The following is a 24,038-nucleotide window of genomic DNA, read 5'->3' on the forward strand; positions in this document are numbered from 1 at the left end:
AAATAAAATTTGCTTTCAATCATAGCAAATTTTTCCTTATTACTTGCATAAAATTTTAAAGTAATTTATGATAAAATTGCAATATTACATTATTATTAAAATATAAAAATATTTTTGGAGAAAAATTTGCAAAAAAAATTTGAAGATTGTGTTAAAACCATACTTGAAATTATAGGAGAAAATCCAAATCGTGAAGGACTGATTAAAACACCCAATCGTGTTTTTAAAGCTTATGAATTTCTTACTAGTGGTTATACGCAAAATGTCAAAGAAATTTTAAATGATGCTTTATTTCAAAGCTCTAATAATGAAATGGTTTTAGTGCGTGATATAGAATTTTATAGTCTTTGCGAACATCATCTTTTACCTTTTTTTGGGCGTGCTCATGTAGCCTATATCCCTAATAAAAAAGTAGTAGGTTTAAGCAAAATTCCACGCCTTGTAGAGGTGTTTGCAAGAAGACTTCAAATCCAAGAACAACTCACCGAACAAATCGCACAAGCTTTAATGGAAAATGTCGATGCAAAAGGTGTGGGTGTAGTCATAGAAGCAAGACATATGTGTGTTGAAATGCGTGGGGTACAAAAAGCTAATTCCACCACTACAACTTCAGCTTTGCGTGGAATTTTCTTGAAAAATGAAAAAACCAGAGAGGAATTTTTTTCTCTCATAAACTCTGCTAAACAGGTAAGATTTTAATGAATCTTGAAAAACTACGCTCCAAACTTGGTAAAGAAAATTTAAGTGCAATCTTTGGAGAGATTACAAAAATTTCTGCTACGAGTATAGAAATTCGTGGGCTTAAAACAGGGGTTGGAGATATAGTGAAGTTAGTTTCTAATGAAAATGAAAATTTAAACACTCTAGCTATGGTCGTAGAAATCAAAGAACAATTTAGCTATTTAAGCCCATTTTCTTTTATAGAAGGTTTTAAAATAGGCGATCGTGCTTTCATAAGTGATGCAGGTATGCAAATAGGCGTTAGCGATGAACTTTTAGGCAGGGTAGTAGATCCTTTTATGCGTCCAAAAGATGGTAAAGGAGCTATAGAAGTAAGTAAATATATGCCTATAATGCGTGCACCTATTGATGCGATGAAAAGAGGGCTTATAGAAGAAGTTTTTCCCGTAGGTGTTAAAACCATAGACGCACTTTTAACTTGTGGTGTAGGACAAAAACTTGGTATTTTTGCAGGAAGCGGGGTAGGAAAATCCACTCTTATGGGAATGATAGTTAAAAATTCCAAAGCCCCTATAAAAGTAGTGGCACTCATAGGAGAAAGGGGGCGTGAAATTCCTGAATTTATACAAAAAAATTTAGGCGGAAAGCTCGATGATACAGTGATTATTGTTGCTACAAGCGATGATAGTGCTTTGATGCGTAAATACGGTGCTTTTTGTGCAATGAGTGTGGCAGAATACTTTAAAGAACAAGGTAAAGATGTACTTTTTATCATGGATAGTGTAACGCGTTTTGCTATGGCTCAAAGAGAAATTGGACTAGCTCTTGGAGAACCTCCTACAACCAAAGGTTATCCACCAAGTGTTTTAAGTCTTTTGCCTCAACTCATGGAAAGAACGGGTAAAGAAGAAGGTAAAGGCACTATAACGGCCTTTTTTACCGTTTTGGTGGATGGCGATGATATGAGTGATCCAATCGCCGATCAAAGTCGTTCTATCTTAGATGGACACATTGTTTTAAGCCGTGAATTAACAGACTTTGGAATTTATCCTCCTATTAATATACAAAACTCTGCTTCAAGGGTAATGAGTGACATTATAAGTCCTGAGCATAAACTTTGGGCAAGAAAATTTAAGCGTTTAAACTCGCTTTTAAAAGAAAATGAAGTATTGCTTCGCATCGGTGCTTATCAGAAAGGAAGTGATAAAGAACTTGATGAAGCTATTTCTAAAAAAGAATTTATGCAAAAATTCTTAGGCCAAAATCCTGAAGAAAGCTCTGAATTTAATCAAACTTTAGAGCTTTTAAGTCAAATTGATACACCAAATACTCCTTTGCCACCAACTCAAAATATAAATGTAGGAAGTGCAAGTGCAACCTTGCCTAATCCTAATTTAAAATAAAATTATTTAATAAAATAATCTCCATCAAAACTGATTAAAGAATATTTTCTTTCATCGCCTATGCTTTGAGTTAGCTCTTTTATGCTTAAAAAACTTAGCGTATCAGCTTCTACATATTCACGCACTTCTTCAGCATTTTTATTTGCGCTGATAAGTTCTTCAAAAGTTGGAGTATCTATACCATAAGTATCAGGAAATTTGATCTCAGGACAAGCTATGGCAAGATGGATTTTACTCGCTCCTGCAGCACGAAGTAAGGAAATTATTTTTTTAGAAGTGGTACCACGCACCAAGCTATCATCAATGACTACGATTTCTTTACCTTCTAAAACTTTACGCATAGGGTTGAGCTTTAGTTTTACTTTTAAATTTCTAAGCTCTTGAGTTGGCTCTATAAAAGTTCTTCCTACATAATGATTTCTTACTATTGCCATTTCAAGAGGGATTTGTAAATATTGAGCAAAACCTATAGCTGCACTTACTCCACTATCTGGCACAGGCACGACAAAGTCTGCTTTATAAGCAAATTTTTTAGCTAAAGCTTCGCCCATTTTTTTACGCACTTCATACACGCTTTTACCTTCTACTATGCTATCAGGTCTAGCAAAATAAATGTATTCAAAAGCGCAAATTCTAGGAGTTTGAGAAAAAAGTTCTATGCTTTCAAATTTATCATTTCCCTGAGTAAAAATAAGCATTTCCCCTGGTTTAACATCACGAATAAATTCAGCCTCTATAAGATCAAAAGCACAAGTTTCACTAGCAACTATATAGCCTCCATCTTTTAAACGCCCTAAAGACAAAGGACGCACCCCATGAGGATCTCTTACAATATAAAGTTTATCTTTGCTTGCTAAAACAAAACAATAAGCTCCTATACATTCTTTTAAACTCTCAATAAATCTATCTTTTAGACTTTCTTGCTTACTTCTTGCGATAAGATGGACAACATTTTCTGTGTCCATATTGGTTTGAAAAATAGCCCCATCTTGAATAAGTCTTGATCTTACCTCTTCTTTATTGACTAAATTTCCATTATGCGCTAAAGCAATATCACCTAAAACTGAAGTAGCTGCTATGGGCTGAGCGTCATTTAAACTTGAATTTCCTGCTGTAGAATAGCGATTATGCCCTATAGCGATTTCACCCTCTAAAGTTTTTAGATTATCAGGATTAAAAATTTGACTCACTTCACCTTTGGCTTTAATAGTCTTAATATTTTTACCATTGCTTACACTGATACCACTTGCTTCTTGCCCACGGTGTTGCATAGCAAAAAGCGCATAATACGCATAAGTGCTAGCATTTTTTGAATTGATAACTCCTACAACTGCACACATTTTAAATTCCTAAAAAATCATTGATTGAATACATTTTTGCTTCTTGCTTGCTAAGCCAAATAGCGATTTTAATCGCACCTTTAGCAAAAGTCGCCCTTGAAGTAGCGGTATGATTAAGTTCTAAAAACTCACCATCTTCGTAAAAACCTACCGTATGGCGTCCTACTATATCGCCACCCCTTAAACTCATCACGGCAATCTCATCTTTACTTCTTTCACCTATAATGCCATCTCTTCCACTTACTCTTACTTTTTCAAGTTCTAAATTTCTAGCTTTTGCTACACTTTGAGCTAAAGTCATAGCTGTACCACTTGGGGCATCTTTTTTATGGCGATGATGCATTTCTAAAATTTCTATATCAAAATTTCTTAGCATTTGACTGGCTTTACTAGCAAGATAGTTTAAAACCGCAACACCTAAAGACATATTGGTCGCATAAAAAATCGGCATCACTTCACTAGCACTTTGCATCAAATGTAAAATTTTCTCATCAAGCCCTGTTGTACCTATTACCAAAGGTTTAGGCATAGTTCTTGCATAATTTAAAAGCTCATGAGTTCCACTTGGGGAAGAAAAATCAATAATCACATCGCTTTTTTCAAAAAGCTCTCCTAAATTTCCACCCTTATCATAAAGTATCGAAATTCGTGCTTGTGTTTCGCTTTTTAAACATTCTTCAATCTGTTTTCCCATTCGTCCTTTAGCGCCATAAATTCCTATTTTAATCATCTTTTTCCTTGAAAATAAAATATTGATTTTAGCATTTATTTTGTAAATTTTAAATAATAAAATTAAGCTTTATGGTTTTTTAATTTATATAAATTATCTAACAATTTTGCTTCTTCTCCTAAGCCCTTGCTATGATAAAATTTTAAATTTTTACTAAGATATTTTTGCTCTACCCAGCCACCAAAATCATGTGGATAAAGATAGTTTTGTTTTTCTTGATGATTGTTGTTAAGATAATTAGGTATTTCTAAAGCTTCATTATTTTTTACATAGTTTAAAGCTTCATTGATAGCTTTGTAGCTTGCATTGGATTTGATTGTGCTTGCTAAATAAACTACGCATTGGGCTAGGATAATTCTTGCTTCAGGATAACCTATATTTTTAACAGCCTCTAGAGTTGAAACCGCTAAATTTAAAGCATTTGGATCGGCATTTCCGATATCTTCACTTGAAAAAATCACCAAACGCCTAGCGATAAAATCCGCACTTTCTCCTGCATCAATAAGTCTTGCAAGATAATAAATAGCTGCATCAACGTCACTTCCGCGTAAACTTTTTATCATTGCACTTGCTAAAATATAATGTGTATCTTTTGAGCTAACACCTTCACTATTTATGGTGTTGCGAAGTTTTTTAAGATTTTCAAGACTGATATGTTTTTCATCTAAAACCAAGACAAATTCAAGCAAATTTAGCATAGCTCTTGCATCAGCACTTTTCAGTAGAAAATCTTTAGCTTCTTTATCAATACTAAATTTCATTTTTTCTTGTACACGCAAGAGTAAAGTTTCAAGTTCCTTTACCCCTAAAGATTTAAATTCAAAAAGCATGGAACGACTTCTTATACCAGAACTTAAAACAAAATAGGGATTTTCAGTGCTTGCGCCGATTAAAATTAAACGGTAATTTTCCATAGGAATTAAAAGCATTTCTTGTTGGGTTTTGCTAAGGCGGTGAATTTCATCAATAAAAATTAAAGGCTTATAAAGACTATTTTTATAATTATCTAAAATTTTTCTTAGTTCTTCGAGTTTAAAATTTCCTCCATCAAATTCATAAAAATCTAAGCCAAATTCTTTGGCTACAACTCTAGCAAAAGTTGTTTTTCCAGAACCTGCCGTTCCAAAAAAAATACTATGAGGAAGTTTTTGTAAAGCAGTAAATTTTTTGAAAATTTCTGTAAGCTCATATTGTCCTAAAATATCATCAAAATTTTCAGGGCGAAAGGTCAAAGCTAGGCTCATTAATTTAAATCCATATTTGAAAATTCACTACCATTAATTTTTAGTTGAGGATTGGCTAAGCTATCATAAGATAAATTTAGAAAAAAGTTATTATTTTCTTTTAAAAAATATTGATTTAAACCTCCATAATCTTTTGTCCAAGGAAAAATTTCATCAGGCTCATCTGAACTGATAACTTGTAATTTTGCTTGATAAGAGTTGTTAATATTTAAATTGCCTTGTAGACTGATATTTTGTTTATTTTTTTCAAGAATTAAATTTTGTATTTCTAGATCAAGATTTTTTTGAATAAAATGAGAGATATTGAAATTTGAGTTAAGAAATTTATTTATGGTTATATTAAATTTTGTTTTGTCAAAATTTAAATTCTGACCCAATAAAGATTTAAGATCAATATCAATTTCATTGGATTTTCCTTGTATGTTTAAGTTTATTGTTGAATTTTCTTCATTAAAATTTACTAGATTTTTGCTATAAAAAGAATTGATTTTATTGTTATCTAACACAAGATAATCAAAGTTGATTTGTTGTTGGCTTTTGCTAAATAAATTTAATTCATAAAATTGTACAGGATTGTTAAAAAATTGTTCGTAATTTAAATTTTGCAACACAAATTTAGTATAAAATTGAGAAAAATTAATCATATCAAAATGTATTTTAATGTTTTTAATTTCTAAATTTTTATTCATTAAAGCTTCAATATATCCGCCGTTTATGATGGTATCTCCACCTTCATTGCTTAAATTTATATCTTTAATATTTAGAAATATTTTAGAGTTGTTATCGTGTAATTTGAGAGTAAAAGTTCCTAATTTATTGTTTTTTAACACTTCATCTAAAAAATCAAAAGGATTTGTAAAATTTCCTTTTATAATTTTATTTAAGAAAAAATAATTATTAAATTTAAGGTTGATTTTGGTTGAAAGCTGTGTATGACAGTGATTTAAAGTAAAACTTCCTTTAGAGGTTAAAAAACCTTTTTTGAAGTAAATATCTGTAATTGTATAATCAGGATTGCTGTTTTTAATAAATTTATTAAATAAAAGTTCGTTAGTGTATCCTATATAAAATATATGAATAATAAAACCTAATATAAAACAAAAAACAATAAAAATCCATTTTTTCATTATTTGCCTTAGATGAAAATATAAGTGTTATTTTATAAATTGCTTGTTAAAAAAGAGTTTAAATTTTTATTTAAGAGTGATGAAGTAGTTTGCCGAAGAATGATTTTTATAAATCCCTTGTTAAGGGATTTATATTAATAAGCTTTTTTATAACATTGAATTTCAATTTTTCTAGCTACTGGAATAGCCTGAGTATTTGGTGTAACAGGTGTTCCATAAGAAATTTTACTTTCTAAAAAATTTCCAACCTGTAAATCTTTAAAAGTTCCATCTTTATCTGTTCCAAAAATACCACAATCATCCATTTCTATTTCGGTATTTGGTAGAACTTTTATAGCCATTTGTCCGCCATAAATAGAGTCAATAAGCAAGGTTTTATTGTTATCATAAATTTGTGCAATAGTACCTTCAAGTTTTAGACTATCTGCAAAAAGCATTGAGCTAGCTAAAAGTGTTGATGCGAATAAAATACTTTTTTTCATAATTATTTCTCCTTAATATAAAGTGATGACATTATAAAATTTTTAAGTGAAGTGAATGTGAAATTAAAAATTTTGACTTTCATAAATTAATACGCTTTGATTATTTTCAAAAAAAGTTTGTGGAAAAAGATATAAACCTTCATTAAAAGGAGCTTTGATTAGAGTGTATTGAAGATGAAATGGGGTAATGGAGTTAATAGATTGTTCTAAAAAAGTAGTGCAGTAAAAAGCATCTTTATCTGTACTTATGATAAATTTTCTGCCTAAATGTTCCAAAGCTTTAGCAACTATTTTTTGTTTGGTTTTTTCATCAAATTTTAATCTTTTAATAGCAATTTTATGACTCAGTTTTAAAAAATCATCCATAGAGCTTAAGATAACTTGGTTTTTAGCATTTTTGTCATCATCTGTTGTAGCATGTATGAGTATAGTTGGAGAAGTTTTAACTACCATAGCGATATGAGAATAAGGGCTTTGACTTAAATTTTCTATTAAAAAACTTTCACTTCCTATTCCTGCACGAAAGACAAGATCACCTATTTCAAGAAAAGATAGATAGGGTTTTTTGATGATTTGATTTGAAGGATTGGAATTTATAAAGAAACCCAAAATTCCAATCAATAAAAATAAAATTAAGAAAAAATATAAAATTTTATTTAAGTAAAACAAGCCATTTTCTATCTTTTTTAGCAAGAAAAACATTGCTGCTTTGATTATTATCATTGTTAAATAACACTAAAACTCTGATTTTAGCAGAATCTTTATTGATTGTTTTTTCTTCAATTTGAATATCTTTAACACCACCCATTCTTTTTGCTTTGGCTGCATTTTCAGCAACAACTTGAGTGATTTTATCACTAACAAATGTTTTTTCTTCATCGCTTTTAGCTTCGCTAAGATCAATGTAACTCATAACAGATTTAGTATCACCACTATAAAGATCTTTTGTAAAATTTTTAGCTAAATCTTCAGGATTTGAAGAACCGCAAGCCACTAAAAAAAGGCAACTAAAGCCAAGAAAGAAAGTTTAAAAAATTTCATTTTTTTCTTTTGATAGTATAAATTAAAATATTCATAATTATAGCAAAATAATTCAAAATTATTTTTTTATTCTTGTTTATAATGGTTACATTAGAAAATATATTTTTTTAAAAAGCTATAAATTTAAACACATATAAGTTGGAGTTAAAATATCCTATTTTATTATCGAATAAAAATGATACAAAAGGATAGGATATGGAAATTTTTTTAGCTTTATTGGGTTTTTTCTCGTTAGGATTGATAGTTTGGCTTTTGCTAAAAGATTATACTACTCCAGCACTAGCTTTTATAAGTGTAAGTATTAGTGTAGCTTGTATTTTACTTATTCTTGAACGGCTTGGTTTTGGCGTGGGTGTAGCTTTAGGGGTTAAAGGAGGTGTTTTTGATATTAAAACATTGGTTGTTTTTATTAAAGATGGAGTCAAAAGCGTAACGGATACGGCAGCTTTGTTTGTTTTTTCTATACTCTTTTTTAGTGTTTTAAATGCAAGTGGTTTTTTTACTAAAATTTTAAATGCATTTTTATCAAAAATGAAAGCTAATATATATCAAGTTTGCATTCTTACTGTTTTTATTGCTGCTGCTGTACATTTAGATGGTTCGGGTGCTTCTACTTTTCTTATTGTAATACCTGCATTATTACCTATTTATGAGCGTTTAAGTATAAGAAAGACTTCAATGTTATTGATTATTACTTCAGCTATGGGGGTTATGAATGTTATTCCTTGGGGTGGTCCTACTTTAAGAGCGGCTACTAATATAGGAATGGATGCAAATTTGCTTTGGCACCATATTATACCTATTCAGATTGTAGGTTTAGTATTATCCCTTCTTTTGGCAATTTGGATTGCTAAGATAGAAATAAAAAGAGGTGCAGGCGCAGGTAACTTGTCGGGAATAAATTTAAATATAGAAAAAAGCGAACACCATAATGAAAAATGGTTTTGGTTAAATTTACTTGTAGCTATTGGGGTTATTGGGCTTTTAATTAGCGGTATTATTCCTAGTTATATTTGCTTTATGATAGGGCTTGTAATAATTTTACCGCTTAATTATCCTAATTTAAAAATAGCTAAAAAAGTTTTAGATCGTGCAAGTGCTGGTGCAATGCTTATGTATATTACTTTAATTGGTGCTGGGATATTAATAGGCGTATTTGATAAAAGTGGTATTATGGAGAAAATGGGTGTTTTGATTTTAAATTTCGTTCCAGATTATTTAGGTACTTATATTCCTTTAATGGTAGGGATATTGGCTGTTCCAATGGCAATTATTTTTTGTACGGATTCTTATTTTTATGGAGTGATGCCTATAGTTTTGAGTGTAACTAAGGCTTTTGGTGCTGAACCTTTGACTATAGCTATTATCATGGTGATAGCAAGAAATTGTGCGACATTTATTTCTCCTGTTGTACCTGCAACTTTGCTAGGTTGTGGTTTAGCAGAGGTTAATATTAGAGATCATATCAAAAGAAGCTTTTTTTATATATGGGGTATAAGTATTATTTGCTTGATTTTTGCTGAGGTAGCTGGGATAATATAATTAAAATAAAAGAACTTTTGATTTTTCAATGATTAGCCCATTGTTTTATGATATTTTTGAGTCAAAAATTTATAAAAATATAAGCGTTTTTTTGTATTATTTTATTTTAATTTAGAGAAAAATTATAAATTTAAACTTATAAGAATATTTTTTAAGTTGAAAGTAAAATTTTAAAACGGAGAAATGATGTACAAAAAACAAAATTTACCAGAACTTACCTTAAGGGGTTTGATTTTGGGAAGTATTTTAACTATTATTTTTACAGCTTCAAATGTATATTTGGGGTTAAAAGTGGGACTTACTTTTTCATCATCAATTCCAGCTGTGGTCATCTCCATGGCGGTTTTGAGTCTTTTTAAGACTTCAAATATTTTAGAAAATAATATGGTTCAAACTCAAGCTTCAGCAGCAGGAACTTTATCATCGGTTATTTTTGTTATCCCAGGGCTTTTTATGTGTGGGTATTGGAGTGAATTTCCACTTTGGCAAACTTTTATGATATGTCTTTGTGGTGGCGGACTTGGAGTACTTTTTACTATACCATTAAGAAGGGCTATGGTGGTTGAAAGCAAACTTGCTTATCCTGAGGGTAGAGCCGCAGCTGAAATTTTAAAAGTAGCCAATAAAGATCAGAGTAATAAAAAAGGAAAACAAGGCATTAAAGAAATAGCATTAGGCTCTTTTATAGCTGCTATTTTTAGTTTATTAAGCAATGGTTTTAAACTCGCTGCAAGTGAGAGTAATTTTGCTTTTATTTGGAATAAAATGGCTTTTGGTTTTTCTATGGGATATTCTTTGGCACTTTTAGGGGCAGGTTATTTAGTTGGTTTAGCAGGCGCTATAGCTCTTTTTGTAGGTATGTTTTTAGCTTGGGGTATTTTTACTCCCTATCTTTCAAATTTTGAATTCGATAGTGCAAAAAATGCCGTAGATTTAGCTTCTAGTGTATGGAGTTCTAAAGTAAGACTTATAGGAACAGGAGCTATTGCTATAGCAGCGCTTTGGACTTTAATAGAACTTTTAAAACCCGTTATTGAAGGTATTAAAGAAATTGTTAAAAATGTTAAAATTACTAATCAAGAAAAAAATGAAAGAACAAATATAGACCTTTCTTTAAAAAGTATTTTTATACTTTTTGTTTTAATGGTTGTGGGTTTATTTATTACTTTTTATAGTTTTGTTGAAGATGCTAACTTAAGTATTTATTATCAAATGCTATTTTCATTTGTTGGAACTTTAGTTTCTGTTTTAATAGGTTTTTTTGTTGCAGCAGCTTGCGGATATATGGCAGGACTTGTAGGATCTTCTTCTAGTCCTATTTCTGGAATCGGACTTATTGGTGTTATTATTTCTTCTATTGTTTTTTTGGTTTTAGGTGTGGAACTTTTTCAAGATCCTATGCTTTCTAAATTTGCAGTAGCATTAGCTATTTTTACTACTAGTGTTATTTTGGCTACAGCTGCTATTTCGAATGATAATTTACAAGATTTAAAGACAGGACATTTAGTCGGAGCTACTCCTTGGAAACAACAAGTTGCTTTACTTGTAGGCTGTGTTTTTGGTGCTTTGGCTATAGTTCCTGTTTTAAATTTGCTTTATCAAGCCTATGGTTTTGTCGGAGCAATGCCAAGAGAAGGTATGGATACTTCATCGGCTTTAGCAGCACCGCAAGCGAATTTAATGAGTACTATCGCTCAAGGAATTTTTCATCACAATATAGAGTGGGGTTATATGGCTTTTGGTGTATTTGTAGGAATTTTAATGATTATTATAGATAAAATTTTAAGAAGAACACAGAAAATGTCTTTGCCGCCTTTAGCCGTTGGAATAGGTATTTACCTTCCGCCTGCTGTAAATATACCTTTAGTTATAGGCGGAATTTTAAAATATATTGTAATACAATACTTGACTAAAAAATATGCAAAAAATTCTCATAAAGAAGAAAAACTTGCAAGTTGTGAGCAAAGAGGCACGCTTTTTGCTTCAGGGCTTATAGTGGGTGAAAGTATTTTTGGGGTAATTATCGCAGGAATTACTGTATTTTCAGTAAGTATGGGTGGTAGTGAAAATCCTTTAGCTTTAAATTTAGCAAATTTTCATGATAGCGAGCTTTTCGTACTTATCTTTTTTGTGGGAGTTGTATTATATTTTATTAAGCGTATTGTTAAAAAAGATGCTTAATTTTTGGGGTTAAAACCCCATTTAATCCATTCTGATATAATTTTTCTTTTGCAATTATTATTCAAGGATTAAAATGGAAAATTTATATGCCTTAATACTTGGGATTATAGAAGGTCTAACTGAGTTTTTACCTGTTTCTTCAACAGGTCATATGATTTTAGGTACGACTATTTTAGGCATTGATATAGATGAGTTTTGGAAAAGTTTTTTGATTATCATCCAACTTGGTTCTATTTTGGCGGTAATTTTTGTATTTTGGCGTAAATTGTTTCAAGGGCTTGATATTTGGTTAAAACTTGCAGTGGGATTTTTTCCTACTGGAGTTATAGGGCTTTTTGTGGCAAAATACTTAAATGCTTTATTTAATGGTTGGGTTGTGGTTGGAATGCTCATTTTTGGTGGTGTTGTGTTTATTCTTATAGAACTTGCACATAAAAATAAACAATATCGTATCAATTCTTTAGAAGAAATAAGTTTTAAACAAGCTTTTTGCATAGGTATTTTTCAATCTTTAGCCATGATTCCTGGTACTTCAAGAAGTGGAGCAAGTATTATTGGTGGACTTTTGCTAGGATTTAATAGAAAAGTTGCGGCTGAGTTTAGTTTTTTGCTTGCCATTCCAACGATGATTATCGCTACAGCTTATAGCATTTATAAAGAGCCTGAGCTTCTTAGCAATGCAAATTCTTTAATTCCTTTAGGCATAGGTTTTATCACTGCTTTTATTGTTGCAGTTTTAGTTATAAAATTTTTCTTAAAATTTATTTCTAAATTCGACTTTATCCCTTTTGGAATTTATCGTATTATTTTAGGATTTGTTTTCTTTTATTTGTATTATAGTGGGATTTTAAATGCTGGAAGTGAATTTAAGCTATAAATAAATATTAAATTTATTCTAAGATTTTTTTAAAAATAAGCTGAATTTCAAAAATAATTAAGTCTTAGAAAGTTAAAATTAGAACTTTATAAACACTCACAGGGTAAGTGAGCGACAAAGGGTTAAAAATATGGAAAAAGAAGTTATTGCGTATTTGGACAATGAGACGATAATTGACTCTCAAAGTGTGAAAAATACAAATTTAAAAGAAATTTATTTTGATAATTCTAAAGAAAGTTTAGAAGTGATACGCCATTCTTGTGCGCATTTGATGGCACAGGCGATTAAGAGCTTGTATCCTGAGGCTAAATTTTTCGTTGGTCCTGTTATAGAAGATGGATTTTATTATGATTTTCGTGTAGAAAGTAAGATTGGCGAAGAAGATTTAGTAAAAATTGAAAAAAAGATGAAAGAACTTGCTGAAGCAAAGATTGAAATTTCAAAATATGAAATCACAAAAAACGAAGCTTTGGCTAAATTTCAAAATGATGATTTAAAACAAGAAGTTTTATTGCGTATTCCTGATGGAGCTGTAAGTATTTATAAACAAGGTGAATTTGAAGATTTGTGTCGTGGTCCTCATGTGCCAAATACGAAATTTTTACGCTTTTTTAAACTCACTCGTGTTGCAGGAGCGTATTTGGGTGGCGATGAAAAAAGAGAAATGCTTACTCGAATTTATGGGACTGCTTTTGCAGATAAGGAAAGTTTAAAAGAGTATTTAACCATTATTGAAGAAGCTAAAAAACGCGATCATAGAAAGCTTGGAACAGAGCTTAAACTTTTTACTTTTGATGATGAGATCGGAGGAGGCCTTCCTATCTGGTTAAGTAATGGTGCAAGACTTAGATCTAAACTTGAACATATGCTTTATAAAATTCATCGTTTGCGTGGTTATGAGCCTGTGCGTGGGCCTGAGCTTTTAAAAGCAGATGCATGGAAAATCAGTGGGCATTATGCAAACTATAAAGAAAATATGTATTTTACACAAATTGATGAACAAGAATATGGCATTAAGCCTATGAACTGTGTGGGGCATATTAAAATTTATCAAAGTGATGTAAGAAGTTATCGTGATTTGCCTTTGAAATTTTTTGAATATGGCGTAGTGCATCGTCATGAAAAAAGTGGGGTTTTGCATGGACTTTTTAGAGTGAGAGAATTCACTCAAGATGATGCACATATTTTTTGTATGCCAAGTCAGATTAAAGAGCAGGTTTTAGAAATTTTAGCTTTTGTGGATAATTTGATGAAATTATTTGATTTTAGCTATGAAATGGAAATTTCAACTAAACCTGAAAAAGCCATAGGTGATGATGAAATTTGGGAAGTAGCGACTAAGGCTTTAAAAGAAGCTTTAGATGAACAAGGTTTAAAATACGGTATTGATGAAGGTGGCGGGGCTTTTTATGGGCCAAAGATTGATATTAAAATCACCGATGCTTTAAAAAGAAAGTGGCAATGTGGAACCATACAAGTAGATTTTAACCTGCCAAGTCGTTTTAAACTTGAATACACTGATAGTGATAATGAAAAAAAACAACCTGTAATGTTGCATCGTGCGATTTTAGGTTCTTTTGAAAGATTTATAGGAATTTTAACCGAGCATTGTGCGGGTGAGTTTCCATTTTTTATCGCACCAACTGCGGTGGGTATAGTGCCAATAGGCGAAGCACATATTGCTTACGCAAAAGAAATTCAAAAAGAATTATTAGAGCTTAATATCGATAGCGAGGTGTATGAAAAAAATGAGAGCTTAAGTAAGAAAATTCGTATCGCTGAAAAACAAAAATTACCTATGATTTTAGTTTTAGGCGATGATGAGGTGGCAAAGCGTAGCGTTGCTTTAAGAGATAGAAGAGCTAAAGAACAAAAAAATCTTAGCTTGGACGAATTTATTAAATTAGTTAAGGAGAAAATGAGTGAGGTACACTTTTGAGTAAAGAAAAAGAAGTATTGCTCAATGAAGAAATAAGAGCGGATGAAATCAGATGTGTTGGCGATGATGGCAAAGTTTATGGTATTATCAGTAGTGATGAAGCTTTAGAAATTGCAAATCGTTTAGGACTTGATCTTGTAATGATAGCTGCAGATGCTAAGCCACCTGTTTGCAAGATCATGGACTATGGTAAATTCCGTTATCAACAAGAGAAAAAACAAAAAGAAGCAAAGAAAAAACAAAAAGTGATTGATATAAAAGAAATCAAACTTTCTGTAAAAATTGCTCAAAATGATATTAACTACAAGGTAAAACATGCTTTAGAATTTTTAGAACAAGGTAAGCATGTGAGATTTCGTGTGTTCTTAAAAGGACGTGAAATGGCAACTCCTGAAGCAGGTGTAGCTTTGCTTGAAAAAATTTGGACTATGATAGAAAATGAAGCTAATCGTGATAAAGAGCCAAATTTTGAAGGTCGTTATGTAAATATGCTTGTAACTCCAAAAAAAGCTTAATCCACTTTTGTGGATAAGGCTTTTAAAGGTTTTAAATTTTGAAAGAAAATCCTTCTTTTTTAAAAGAGCAAATTATAACTTATCTTGGAAATAAAAGAGCACTTTTAAGTTTTTTAAATAATGGCTTTAAGGTAGCTAAAAAAGAACTTGGTAAAGATAAATTTAGTTTTTGTGATATATTTAGTGGCTCAGGCGTTGTAAGTCGTTTTGCAAAAGCACACTCAAATTATATTTTAGCCAATGATTTAGAAGATTATTCAAAACTCATCAATGAGTGTTATCTTGCTAATAAAGACAAAGATTTACTTCAAAATATAAAAAAGTATTATAAAAATTTAATCCAAAATTTAGATTTTCAAAAAGGTTTTATCAGTGAGCTTTATGCTCCAAAAGATGATAATGATATTAAAAAAAATGAAAGGGTTTTTTATACTTTTAAAAATGCTTTATATCTTGATACTATAAGGCAAAAAATCGAAAATGAAATTCCAAAAGAATTGAGGCATTTCTTTATAGCTCCTTTGATTTATGAAGCCAGTGTTCATTCAAATACTAGCGGAGTTTTTAAAGGTTTTTATAAGGGTAAGGATGGCATCGGAAAATTTGGTGGCGAAGGACAAAATGCACTTAAACGCATTAAAGGAGAAATAGAGCTTAAAATGCCTATTTTTTCAAATTTTTCTTGTGAATTTGAAGTGATGCAAAAGGATGCAAACATGCTTGCAAAAGAACTTGATTTTTTTGATGTAGCGTATCTTGACCCCCCTTATAATCAGCACCCTTATAGTTCTAATTATTTTATGCTAAATTTAATTGCAAATTATAAAAAACCTGAAGAAATTTCTAAAATCAGTGGCATTCCAAAGGATTGGAACCGCAGTACTTTTAATAAGTCAAAATTTGCCCAAGATGCTTTATTTGAACTTATTAATGATTTAAAAGCAAGAGTGATTTTACTTTCTTATAATTGTGAAGGTTTTGTAAAAAAAGAAATTTTTTTAAAGCACTTAAGCACTCTTGGAAAATGCCGGATTTTAGAGCAAAAATATAATACTTTTAGAGCTTCTCGCAATCTTAAAAATCGCAATATCCATCTTCATGAGCAACTTTATATTTTAGTTAAAAATTAAATTTTGTGCTAAAATTATATTTATAAAAAGGAGGGATTTATGAAGCTAAAATTATCTTTTTGTCCATTAATGGCATTTGGTTTTTCTAATTATCTTTTTGCTTCGGCCATTGATCCAAAGTTATTTTCAAGAATATCTTGATTTTGCCAGTAATAAAGGCAAATTTCAAGTAGGTCAAAGTAGCTTTGAAATTTTAGCAAAAAATCCTAGTCAAAATATCTCTTTTAATGTGCCTATGATTGATTTTTCTACTTCAAATCGTGGAGGAAAATTCCAAGGAGAATTTACCAATATAGGACAATCTTATATAGTCAGTGCTTCTCATATGAGTACAAGTTCAAATACCGGAAAGTAAATAAAAGTTATGTGAAACAAGGTAGTGTTTTACCTTTGGAGGTGTAGCAAATAGAATCGTAAGCTCAAGTGATAATTTTACTTATAAAAAAGAAAATGTGGATTTTACTGTTTTAAAAATGAGTAAGATTAGTCTCAATAAAAGTGCAAATTTAAGTAAAGATTTAAATCTTATTGAAAAAGATTCTGGCGATGGTGGAGATATTTATGAATACAAGGATCCATTTTGGGATAGTTGCCAAAGTAGAATAAAAGGTAAAGGCAAGCTTTTTGACAGTTCGCGTTATGAGTACTTTGCAAGAGAGGGAAGTGGTATTGTAGCTTTAGGTTTTGAAGATACAAATAAAGTACCCATTAAGATTTTTGATTCTAATGAAATCAATTTAGGGGTTTTGTCAGTTTAACTCCTAAAAATACTGAAGATAAGCGTTTTAAGTTGCAATTTCTTAATTATACCAATGATAAAAGAAATTCTTTTACAAGTTCTTCAATATCCGGGGATTCTGGAAGTGGAGTTTATGTTTATGATAAGATGGATAAAAATCGTATTTAGTGGGTGTGGTAAGTACGAGTAATTGTAATGTCCATTTTACTATGGATATACTTGTTTACAGGTTGATTATGCTTTGATCAATCAAATAAAGATCAATGAATTTTAAAATGCTCATAAAGTAGTCATAGGATCTGGAACTTATACACTTAGTAGCGATGGTTTGATGAAAGATGGTAAAAAAATAGAAAATGTAAGTTTGATTTCTAAGACTAATGTGGGTTATGTAAGCTATAAAAATTCTTTTGATGATAAAAATAATTGTGATAAGAGAATTGAAGAAATGCAAAATAGCAAGGATTTGTATTTTTCTCAAAATGGAAGTATAAATTAAATAGCGATGTGGATTTAGGCGCTAGTGTTTTAAATTTGATAAAAATTCAAATTGGCAAATAACAGGCGATAAATGGCTTATACATGGCGGAATTTATGCTGATAAGGGTTCAAGTGTAGAATATAATGTTAAAACCAAAAAAAGATGATTTTCTTTATAAAATGGGCGAAGGAGAGCTTGTTGTCAAAAGTCAAAGTGTGGATGCAGGACTTAGAATGGGTGAGGACCAAGGTAAGTCTTGAGGGTGAAGGTTTAAGTTTTGGCGAAATTTATATGAATGGCAGAACTTTGGATTTATCAGGCTTAACATTAAATTTTGATCAAATTAAAACTGACTCTAATAATGTTTTTATCACAAGTTCTTAATCAGGAACACATTTAAATTTAGAAAACAAGCAAGATTATCTTTATCATGGCAATATCTTTTCAGATGAAGCTGTAACAATGAGTGCCAATACAGACAAAGCTTTGATTTTTGATGGTAATATTTACAATAAAGAAGGTGTTTTTAGGACAGAAAATGCCAAGTTAAATTTTCAAGGACATGCTAGAATACACGCTTATGTAAGCAAAGAACAAGCTAAAAAACTTCAAGAACATGGTTTAAGTGCTTTAACTAAGCCTGTAAGTTTTACACAAGAAGATTGGGAAGATAGGGTTTTGTTTTAAAAGAGCTTAATTTAGAAAAAAGCGAGTTTTATCTAGGGTGTAATGTAAGCTTAAAAGTAGAAAACCTTAATGCTAAAAATTCCAAAATAGAGCTTGGAAGTAAAAATTTGTGGATCGATGAAAAAGATGGGGAAAATATTATTGATAAGACTGATGATTATTCTTATGGAGATGTTGTATAAACAGGAGTTGGCAAAGAAATGGCTTTTGAGCAAAAGCTTTAAAATACCCAAAATGCTAAGATAGAAAAGGTTTATTTTAGTGTAAATTTAAATCTTGATCATTCTGATGTTACTTTCAAAACACAGTTTTTAGTGGTAATATCAAAGGTATCAATGATACGCAAAAAAAATCTTGCGATTAAAGATTCTTTGCTTGAGTCTCATATACAAATGAGCAATCTTCAAGTAGAAAAAAGTGCTATTTATAGAAAAGTTGATGCAAAAAAAATTAAGTGCAAATAATACAATATTTAAAATCAATGCGGATTTTGAAAATTCTAAATCAGATTATATTAATTCTAAGGAAAGCACACAAGGAGTAAATAATACTTTAATATTAATTTTTCTTAATAATCCTAGTAAAAAGCGGGTTTAAATATCTTACTAGCTCATTTAAAAGATGAAAATAAACATTTAACAAAGGAATTTTTTACTATGCCAAATGTGAGCAAGGTTTTAGTACGTATACCCCAAATGTTGTTTTTTCTCATAATGAGGAAAATTTTGCCCAGAGTGGAATTTAGAAAAAATTGATTCTAAGATTAAAGATGAATATTTTTTTACTAATGATAATACTCAAGCTATTGTAAAAACTAAATCTATACTTGCTCAAGCTATTTTAGGCTCCATGATAGGAGTGGAATAATATGCATAAAAGAATGGGGGAATTACGCAATAATCCTTATGAAAGTGGTGTATGGTTAAGAACTTTTGGATGGGGTACGAGTGATGAGTATAATAGTGGAAAATACTTTGAAATTCAAAGCGGACATGATAAATTAAACGAGTATTCGAATTTCGAGCTTTACAGTGGAGTAAGGTTTTTATAGTGATTTTGTTTTAGATATATTTATTATCAAAATGAAATAAATGCAAATTTTATTCCAGGAAATCAAGGTAGATTAGATGATAATGATGGTTCGCATAATATTATCTTAAGTGCTGAGTTAGGTTATAGAAAAGCTTATGATAAATTTTATCTTGAGCCGATTTGGAATTTATCAGTGGTTATGTAGGAGCTATGGATCTAAAAGGAGATATTGCTAGTTTAAAACGATTTTCTTATATTCCTTTAGTCGTAAAAACAGCATTTTTCATAGGAAGTCAAAATTAAAATTTAAATTTTAGAACAGGACTTGGTTTGTATGCGGATCCGATTAAAGCAGGAGATCAAATTTTAGAGGATCAAGCAAGTCAGAGAAGATATGAAGGAAAAAAGATCAAAGAATGTTTATAAATTTAGGAAATGATTATAAGCTTAACGATAAAACACGCTTTAATTTTGAATTTGAAAAGACATTTTTTGGCGATTTAAATGTAGATTGGAGTGCAAATGCTAATTTAAGATATAGTTTTTAAATAAAAAATAATTTAAAAATTGTATTTTTATTTTAAGCTTTTTTGTTTATAATACTTGCTTTTACATTTAAAGGATAAAGATGAAAATAAAAGTTGGGATTTTAGGAGCGAGTGGTTATGCGGGAAATGAACTTGTTCGCATTTTGCTTAATCATCCCAAAGTTGAAATTTCTTATTTAGGTTCGAGTTCTAGCGTGGGGCAAAATTATCAAGATCTTTATCCTAACACCCCTTTAAATTTATGTTTTGAAAATAAAAATTTAGATGAACTTGAACTTGATCTTTTGTTTTTGGCTACTCCGCATGAATTTAGTGCTAAACTTTTAAATGAGAATTTATTAAAAAAGATGAAAATCATTGATTTAAGCGCGGATTTTCGTCTTAAAAATCCTAAAGATTATGAGCTTTGGTATAAATTCACTCATCCTAATCAAGAGCTTTTGCAAAATGCGGTTTATGGACTTTGTGAGCTTTATAAAGAAGAGATAAAAAAAGCAAGTTTAGTGGCAAATCCAGGTTGTTATACCACTTGTTCTATCTTAAGTCTTTATCCGCTTTTTAAAGAAAAGATTATTGATTTTAGCTCAGTTATTATTGATGCAAAAAGTGGAGTAAGTGGAGCAGGAAGAAGTGCAAAGGTGGAAAATCTTTTTTGTGAAGTTAATGAAAATATCAAAGCTTATGGTTTGGCTTCGCACCGCCATACTCCCGAAATTGAAGAGCATTTAAGCTATGCGGCCAAAGAGAAAATCACTCTACAATTTACCCCTCATCTTGTGCCTATGCAAAGAGGAATTTTAATCAGTGCTTATGCAAATTTAAAAGAGGACTTGCAAGAACAAGATATACGCGATATTTATACAAAATACTATCAAAACAATAAATTCATAAGGCTTTTACCGCCGCAGTCGCTTCCGCAGACTCGGTGGGTTAAATCAAGCAATTTTGCGGATATAAATTTTAGTGTAGATCAACGCACAAAGCGTGTTATTGTGCTTGGTGCTATTGATAATTTAATCAAAGGTGCAGCAGGACAAGCTGTTCAAAATATGAATTTAATGTTTGATTTTGATGAAGATGAAGGACTTAAATTCTTTGCAAATTTGTAAAGGATAAAAATGTTAATACGAGCTATGCAAAAAAGCGATTATGAAGCCGTTTATAAGCTTTGGTGTGAGATAAAAGGCTTTGGGATAAGAAGCATTGATGATAGCAAAGAAAATATAGAAAATTTTTTAGATAGAAACCCAAATCTTAGCGTTGTAGCAGTGGTTGATGAAGAAATTGTAGGAAGTATACTTTGCGGGCATGATGGACGCATAGGAGGATTTTATCATGTATGTGTACATAAAGATCATAGAAAAAAGGGTATAGCACACGAGATGACTAAATTTTGTCTTGAGGCTTTAAAAGCTCAAAAGATTAATAAAATCGCCTTAATCGCTTTTAAAAACAATGATTTAGGCAATGAGTTTTGGAAACATTATGGTTTTACTTTAAGAGAGGATGCGAATTATTACGATCTTTCTTTAAATGAGTATAATCAAACTAGCTTTAATGCTTAAGGAATGATCATGCAAAAATATTTAGAAAAAGCTAATGTCTTAATCGAAGCTTTGCCTTATATACGCAAATTTAATTCTAAGATTATACTTATAAAATACGGCGGATCAGCTATGGAAAATGAAGAGCTAAAGCATTGTGTGATGCAAGATATAGCTCTTTTAAAACTCGTGGGTTTAAAGCCTATTATTGTACATGGTGGGGGAAAAGATATTTCTGCTATGTGTGAAAAATTAGGCGTAAAGAGTGAGTTTAAAAACGGTCTTAGGGTTAGTGATAAAGCCACTATTGAAGTGGCCAGCATGGTTTTAAATCATATCAATAAAAATTTAGTCCATAATTTGCAAAATTTAGGAGTTAAAGCCATAGGGCTTTGTGGTAAAGATGGCGCGCTTTTAGAATGTGTGAAAAAAGATGAAAATTTAGCTTTTGTTGGCACGATACAAAAGGTAAATTCGAAAATTTTAGAAGAGCTTTTAGAGAAAGATTTTTTACCTATCATTGCTCCTATTGGCATGGATGAGGATTTTAATACTTATAATATTAACGCTGATGACGTAGCTTGTGCGATCGCCAAGGCTTTAAGGGCTGAAAAACTTGCTTTTTTAACTGATACTGCAGGACTTTATGAGGATTTTAGTGATAAAAATTCTTTGATTTCTAAAATTAGCCTTGAACAAGCTAAAATTTTAGCTCCTAAAATAGAAGGCGGTATGTATGTAAAATTAAAATCCTGTATTGATGCTTGTGAAAATGGAGTCAAAAAGGTGCATATTTTAGATGGACGCGTGAAGCATTCTTTATTGCTTGAGTTTTTTACTGATGAAGGTATAGGCACTTTAGTGGGTTAAAGGATGAAAATGGATTATAAAGAACAAAGTCATATTGTCCCTACTTATAAGCGTTTTGATATAGTTTTAGAAAAAGGGCAGGGGGTTTATCTTTTTGATGATAAGGCTAAAAAATATCTTGATTTTTCAAGTGGTATAGGTGTTTGTGCTTTAGGATATAATCATGCTAAATTTAATGCTAAAATCAAAGCTCAAATGGATAAACTTTTACATACTAGCAATTTATATTATAATGAAAACATAGCCGCTGCAGCTAAAAATTTAGCCAAAGCTAGTGCTTTAGAGCGTGTTTTTTTTACAAATTCTGGTACAGAAAGTATAGAAGGAGCGATGAAAACAGCTAGAAAATACGCCTTTAACAAAGGTATTAAGGGTGGACAATTTATCGCTTTTAAGCATTCTTTTCATGGGCGTACTTTAGGGGCTTTATCGCTTACTGCTAATGAAAAATATCAAAAGCCTTTTAAACCTTTAATTTCAGGGGTTAAATTTGCAAAATATAATGATATTTCAAGCGTTGAAAAACTGGTGAATGAAAAAACTTGTGCCATTATCTTAGAAAGCGTGCAAGGAGAAGGTGGAATAAATCCTGCAAATAAAGATTTTTACAAAGCCTTAAGAAAGCTTTGCGATGAAAAAGATATATTATTAATCGCTGATGAAATTCAATGTGGCATGGGTAGAAGTGGAAAATTTTTTGCCTATGAGCACGCACAAATTTTGCCTGATATCATGACTTCAGCTAAGGCCTTAGGTTGTGGGCTTAGTGTGGGTGCTTTTGTAATAAATCAAAAGGTAGCAAGCAATTCTTTAGAAGTAGGCGATCATGGTAGTACTTATGGTGGAAATCCTTTAGTTTGTGCAGGAGTGAATGCAGTTTTTGAAATTTTTAAAGAAGAAAAAATTTTAGAAAATGTCAATAAACTCACGCCTTATTTAGAGCAAAGTTTAGATGAGTTGATAAATGAATTTGATTTTTGTAAAAAACGCAAAGGCTTAGGGTTTATGCAAGGGCTGAGTCTTGATAAAAGTGTAAAAGTAGCTAAGGTCATTCAAAAATGTCAAGAAAATGCACTTTTATTAATAAGTTGCGGGGAGAATGATTTGAGATTTTTACCTCCTTTGATTTTACAAAAAGAACATATTGATGAAATGAGTGAAAAGTTAAGAAAGGCTCTAAAGAGTTTTTAATAAATTTTGTAAAAAAATTTTATTCTTTTCCATCTACTATAGGCACAAATAAACATTCTTCTAAAATTTCTTTTTGTAAATTTGTGCCATTTTTTCTAAGGCGTGTGATGAATTGTTTGCCATTGTGTAAAATAGGAGCGACTAAAATACCGTCATCGCTTAATTGATCAAGTAAAATTTCAGGAATTTGTGTCGCATAAGCAGAAAATAAAATCCTATCATAAGGAGCATAATTTTTCCAGCCATTTTGTCCATCATCAAATTTTACATTGATATTAAAAAGTTCTAATTCTCTGAAAGTTTGAGCGGCTTTTTTGGCTAAATTTTCTATGCGTTCTATGGTAAAAACACGCCTTATGACTTTGCTTAAAATCGCAGCTTGATAGCCACTTCCACAACCTATCTCTAAAATACTATCAGCATTTTTAAAATCTAAAGCCATAGTCATTTTAGCTACAGTTAAAGGTGAACTAATCCATTGAGAATTTGCTAAAGGCAAAGCATCAAGGCGATAAGCATGGGCTTTTAAAGGAGAAAAAATTTCACGTGGAATTTGACAAAAAGCATTAAAAAGTTCTTCATTGATAAAAACTTTTTGTGCAATTTCTTCAGCCATATTTTGACATCTTTTTTGTTCAAATGTGTTCATTACTTCTCCTATAAATTTAAATAAAAATTGTAACTAAAAAAGTTGAAATAGAGTTAAACTTAGCT

20 protein-coding genes and 1 pseudogene are annotated in these 24,038 nt (G+C 30.8%); 13 read left to right on the forward strand and 8 right to left on the reverse strand.

Annotation, left to right across the window (positions count from 1 at the left end; genetic code table 11):
* Positions 1–126: 126 nt before the first annotated feature.
* Both folE and fliI read left to right on the forward strand, forming a co-directional pair.
* Complete coding sequence (gene folE, locus SR62_RS08790; protein WP_002892660.1) at positions 127–699, forward strand: GTP cyclohydrolase I FolE; 573 nt, start codon at positions 127–129, stop codon at positions 697–699.
* Entirely contained in the window at positions 699–2,084 is a 1,386-nt protein-coding gene (gene fliI / locus SR62_RS08795) for a flagellar protein export ATPase FliI (RefSeq protein WP_002892661.1), read from the forward strand. The genes folE and fliI overlap by 1 nt, the downstream gene beginning before the upstream one ends.
* A gap of 2 nt (positions 2,085–2,086) precedes the next feature.
* On the opposite strand, the gene purF is transcribed toward fliI, so the two are convergent.
* From purF to SR62_RS08830, 7 genes are all read right to left on the reverse strand, one after another.
* The gene (gene purF / locus SR62_RS08800) at positions 2,087–3,424 is read right to left on the reverse strand and encodes an amidophosphoribosyltransferase (RefSeq protein WP_038400915.1); all 1,338 of its coding nucleotides are present in this window, start codon (positions 3,422–3,424) and stop codon (positions 2,087–2,089) included.
* A 1-nt stretch (position 3,425) separates the two neighbouring features.
* Complete coding sequence (dapB, locus tag SR62_RS08805; protein WP_002851754.1) at positions 3,426–4,154, reverse strand: 4-hydroxy-tetrahydrodipicolinate reductase; 729 nt, start codon at positions 4,152–4,154, stop codon at positions 3,426–3,428.
* A gap of 62 nt (positions 4,155–4,216) precedes the next feature.
* Positions 4,217–5,398 (reverse strand): replication-associated recombination protein A, encoded by a 1,182-nt coding sequence (locus tag SR62_RS08810; RefSeq protein ID WP_002892665.1) that lies wholly within the window; start codon positions 5,396–5,398, stop codon positions 4,217–4,219.
* The gene (locus tag SR62_RS08815) at positions 5,398–6,525 is read right to left on the reverse strand and encodes a hypothetical protein (protein WP_002892666.1); all 1,128 of its coding nucleotides are present in this window, start codon (positions 6,523–6,525) and stop codon (positions 5,398–5,400) included. Before SR62_RS08815 ends, SR62_RS08810 begins: the two co-directional genes overlap by 1 nt.
* A 134-nt stretch (positions 6,526–6,659) precedes the next feature.
* On the reverse strand, positions 6,660–7,007 hold the full coding sequence (locus SR62_RS08820) for a hypothetical protein (protein WP_147502360.1): 348 nt from the start codon (positions 7,005–7,007) through the stop codon (positions 6,660–6,662).
* A 63-nt stretch (positions 7,008–7,070) separates the two neighbouring features.
* Positions 7,071–7,676 carry a YiiX/YebB-like N1pC/P60 family cysteine hydrolase gene (locus SR62_RS08825; RefSeq protein ID WP_002892669.1) on the reverse strand — a complete coding sequence of 202 codons (606 nt, stop codon included), beginning with the start codon at positions 7,674–7,676 and terminating at the stop codon, positions 7,071–7,073.
* Entirely contained in the window at positions 7,660–8,001 is a 342-nt protein-coding gene (locus SR62_RS08830; protein ID WP_002892670.1) for a DUF4878 domain-containing protein, read from the reverse strand. The genes SR62_RS08825 and SR62_RS08830 overlap by 17 nt, the downstream gene beginning before the upstream one ends.
* A gap of 242 nt (positions 8,002–8,243) precedes the next feature.
* On the opposite strand from SR62_RS08830, the gene SR62_RS08835 reads away from it, so the two are divergent.
* The 11 genes and pseudogenes from SR62_RS08835 to SR62_RS08925 all read left to right on the forward strand — a co-directional run bounded on the left by SR62_RS08835 (position 8,244) and on the right by SR62_RS08925 (position 23,324).
* Positions 8,244–9,590 (forward strand): CitMHS family transporter, encoded by a 1,347-nt coding sequence (locus SR62_RS08835; protein WP_052775322.1) that lies wholly within the window; start codon positions 8,244–8,246, stop codon positions 9,588–9,590.
* A 183-nt stretch (positions 9,591–9,773) separates the two neighbouring features.
* Complete coding sequence (locus SR62_RS08840; RefSeq protein WP_147502361.1) at positions 9,774–11,771, forward strand: OPT family oligopeptide transporter; 1,998 nt, start codon at positions 9,774–9,776, stop codon at positions 11,769–11,771.
* Positions 11,772–11,844: 73 nt separating this feature from the next.
* Complete coding sequence (locus SR62_RS08845) at positions 11,845–12,648, forward strand: undecaprenyl-diphosphate phosphatase (RefSeq protein ID WP_032592228.1); 804 nt, start codon at positions 11,845–11,847, stop codon at positions 12,646–12,648.
* A gap of 130 nt (positions 12,649–12,778) precedes the next feature.
* Complete coding sequence (gene thrS, locus SR62_RS08850) at positions 12,779–14,587, forward strand: threonine--tRNA ligase (RefSeq protein WP_002900786.1); 1,809 nt, start codon at positions 12,779–12,781, stop codon at positions 14,585–14,587.
* Entirely contained in the window at positions 14,584–15,102 is a 519-nt protein-coding gene (infC, locus tag SR62_RS08855) for a translation initiation factor IF-3 (protein WP_002851726.1), read from the forward strand. The genes thrS and infC overlap by 4 nt, the downstream gene beginning before the upstream one ends.
* Before the next feature lie 38 nt (positions 15,103–15,140).
* Positions 15,141–16,232, forward strand: coding sequence for a DNA adenine methylase (locus tag SR62_RS08860; RefSeq protein ID WP_002892675.1), 1,092 nt, complete (start codon positions 15,141–15,143; stop codon positions 16,230–16,232).
* 39 nt (positions 16,233–16,271) lie between these two features.
* Positions 16,272–19,719, forward strand: a pseudogene (locus tag SR62_RS09245) (S6 family peptidase).
* Positions 19,720–19,799: 80 nt separating this feature from the next.
* Positions 19,800–20,828, forward strand: a complete 1,029-nt coding sequence (gene argC, locus SR62_RS08910; RefSeq protein WP_002892684.1) for an N-acetyl-gamma-glutamyl-phosphate reductase — start codon at positions 19,800–19,802, stop codon at positions 20,826–20,828.
* Positions 20,829–20,837: 9 nt separating this feature from the next.
* Complete coding sequence (locus tag SR62_RS08915; protein WP_002874914.1) at positions 20,838–21,284, forward strand: GNAT family N-acetyltransferase; 447 nt, start codon at positions 20,838–20,840, stop codon at positions 21,282–21,284.
* A 3-nt stretch (positions 21,285–21,287) separates the two neighbouring features.
* The gene (argB, locus tag SR62_RS08920) at positions 21,288–22,133 is read left to right on the forward strand and encodes an acetylglutamate kinase (protein ID WP_074484196.1); all 846 of its coding nucleotides are present in this window, start codon (positions 21,288–21,290) and stop codon (positions 22,131–22,133) included.
* A 3-nt stretch (positions 22,134–22,136) separates the two neighbouring features.
* Positions 22,137–23,324, forward strand: a complete 1,188-nt coding sequence (locus tag SR62_RS08925; RefSeq protein WP_074484197.1) for an aspartate aminotransferase family protein — start codon at positions 22,137–22,139, stop codon at positions 23,322–23,324.
* A 19-nt stretch (positions 23,325–23,343) separates the two neighbouring features.
* On the opposite strand, the gene SR62_RS08930 is transcribed toward SR62_RS08925, so the two are convergent.
* Positions 23,344–23,973, reverse strand: a complete 630-nt coding sequence (locus SR62_RS08930) for a protein-L-isoaspartate(D-aspartate) O-methyltransferase (RefSeq protein WP_002874477.1) — start codon at positions 23,971–23,973, stop codon at positions 23,344–23,346.
* Between the last annotated feature and the right edge of the window lie 65 nt (positions 23,974–24,038).

Origin of the sequence: Campylobacter sp. 2014D-0258 (assembly GCF_008000495.1) — a bacterium.
In the GTDB taxonomy this organism is placed as follows: Bacteria; Campylobacterota; Campylobacteria; order Campylobacterales; family Campylobacteraceae; genus Campylobacter_D; species Campylobacter_D jejuni.

Excerpts from the sequence above, each read along its gene's own strand:
- fliI (WP_002892661.1), top strand. The coding sequence starts at position 699 with ATGAATCTTGAAAAACTACGCTCCAAACTTGGTAAAGAAAATTTAAGT.
- purF (WP_038400915.1), bottom strand. The coding sequence starts at position 3,424 with ATGTGTGCAGTTGTAGGAGTTATCAATTCAAAAAATGCTAGCACTTAT.
- dapB (WP_002851754.1), bottom strand. The coding sequence starts at position 4,154 with ATGATTAAAATAGGAATTTATGGCGCTAAAGGACGAATGGGAAAACAG.
- SR62_RS08810 (WP_002892665.1), bottom strand. The coding sequence starts at position 5,398 with ATGAGCCTAGCTTTGACCTTTCGCCCTGAAAATTTTGATGATATTTTA.
- SR62_RS08815 (WP_002892666.1), bottom strand. The coding sequence starts at position 6,525 with ATGAAAAAATGGATTTTTATTGTTTTTTGTTTTATATTAGGTTTTATT.
- SR62_RS08820 (WP_147502360.1), bottom strand. The coding sequence starts at position 7,007 with ATGAAAAAAAGTATTTTATTCGCATCAACACTTTTAGCTAGCTCAATG.
- SR62_RS08835 (WP_052775322.1), top strand. The coding sequence starts at position 8,244 with ATGGAAATTTTTTTAGCTTTATTGGGTTTTTTCTCGTTAGGATTGATA.
- SR62_RS08840 (WP_147502361.1), top strand. The coding sequence starts at position 9,774 with ATGATGTACAAAAAACAAAATTTACCAGAACTTACCTTAAGGGGTTTG.
- SR62_RS08845 (WP_032592228.1), top strand. The coding sequence starts at position 11,845 with ATGGAAAATTTATATGCCTTAATACTTGGGATTATAGAAGGTCTAACT.
- thrS (WP_002900786.1), top strand. The coding sequence starts at position 12,779 with ATGGAAAAAGAAGTTATTGCGTATTTGGACAATGAGACGATAATTGAC.
- argC (WP_002892684.1), top strand. The coding sequence starts at position 19,800 with ATGAAAATAAAAGTTGGGATTTTAGGAGCGAGTGGTTATGCGGGAAAT.
- SR62_RS08915 (WP_002874914.1), top strand. The coding sequence starts at position 20,838 with ATGTTAATACGAGCTATGCAAAAAAGCGATTATGAAGCCGTTTATAAG.
- argB (WP_074484196.1), top strand. The coding sequence starts at position 21,288 with ATGATCATGCAAAAATATTTAGAAAAAGCTAATGTCTTAATCGAAGCT.
- SR62_RS08925 (WP_074484197.1), top strand. The coding sequence starts at position 22,137 with ATGAAAATGGATTATAAAGAACAAAGTCATATTGTCCCTACTTATAAG.
- SR62_RS08930 (WP_002874477.1), bottom strand. The coding sequence starts at position 23,973 with ATGAACACATTTGAACAAAAAAGATGTCAAAATATGGCTGAAGAAATT.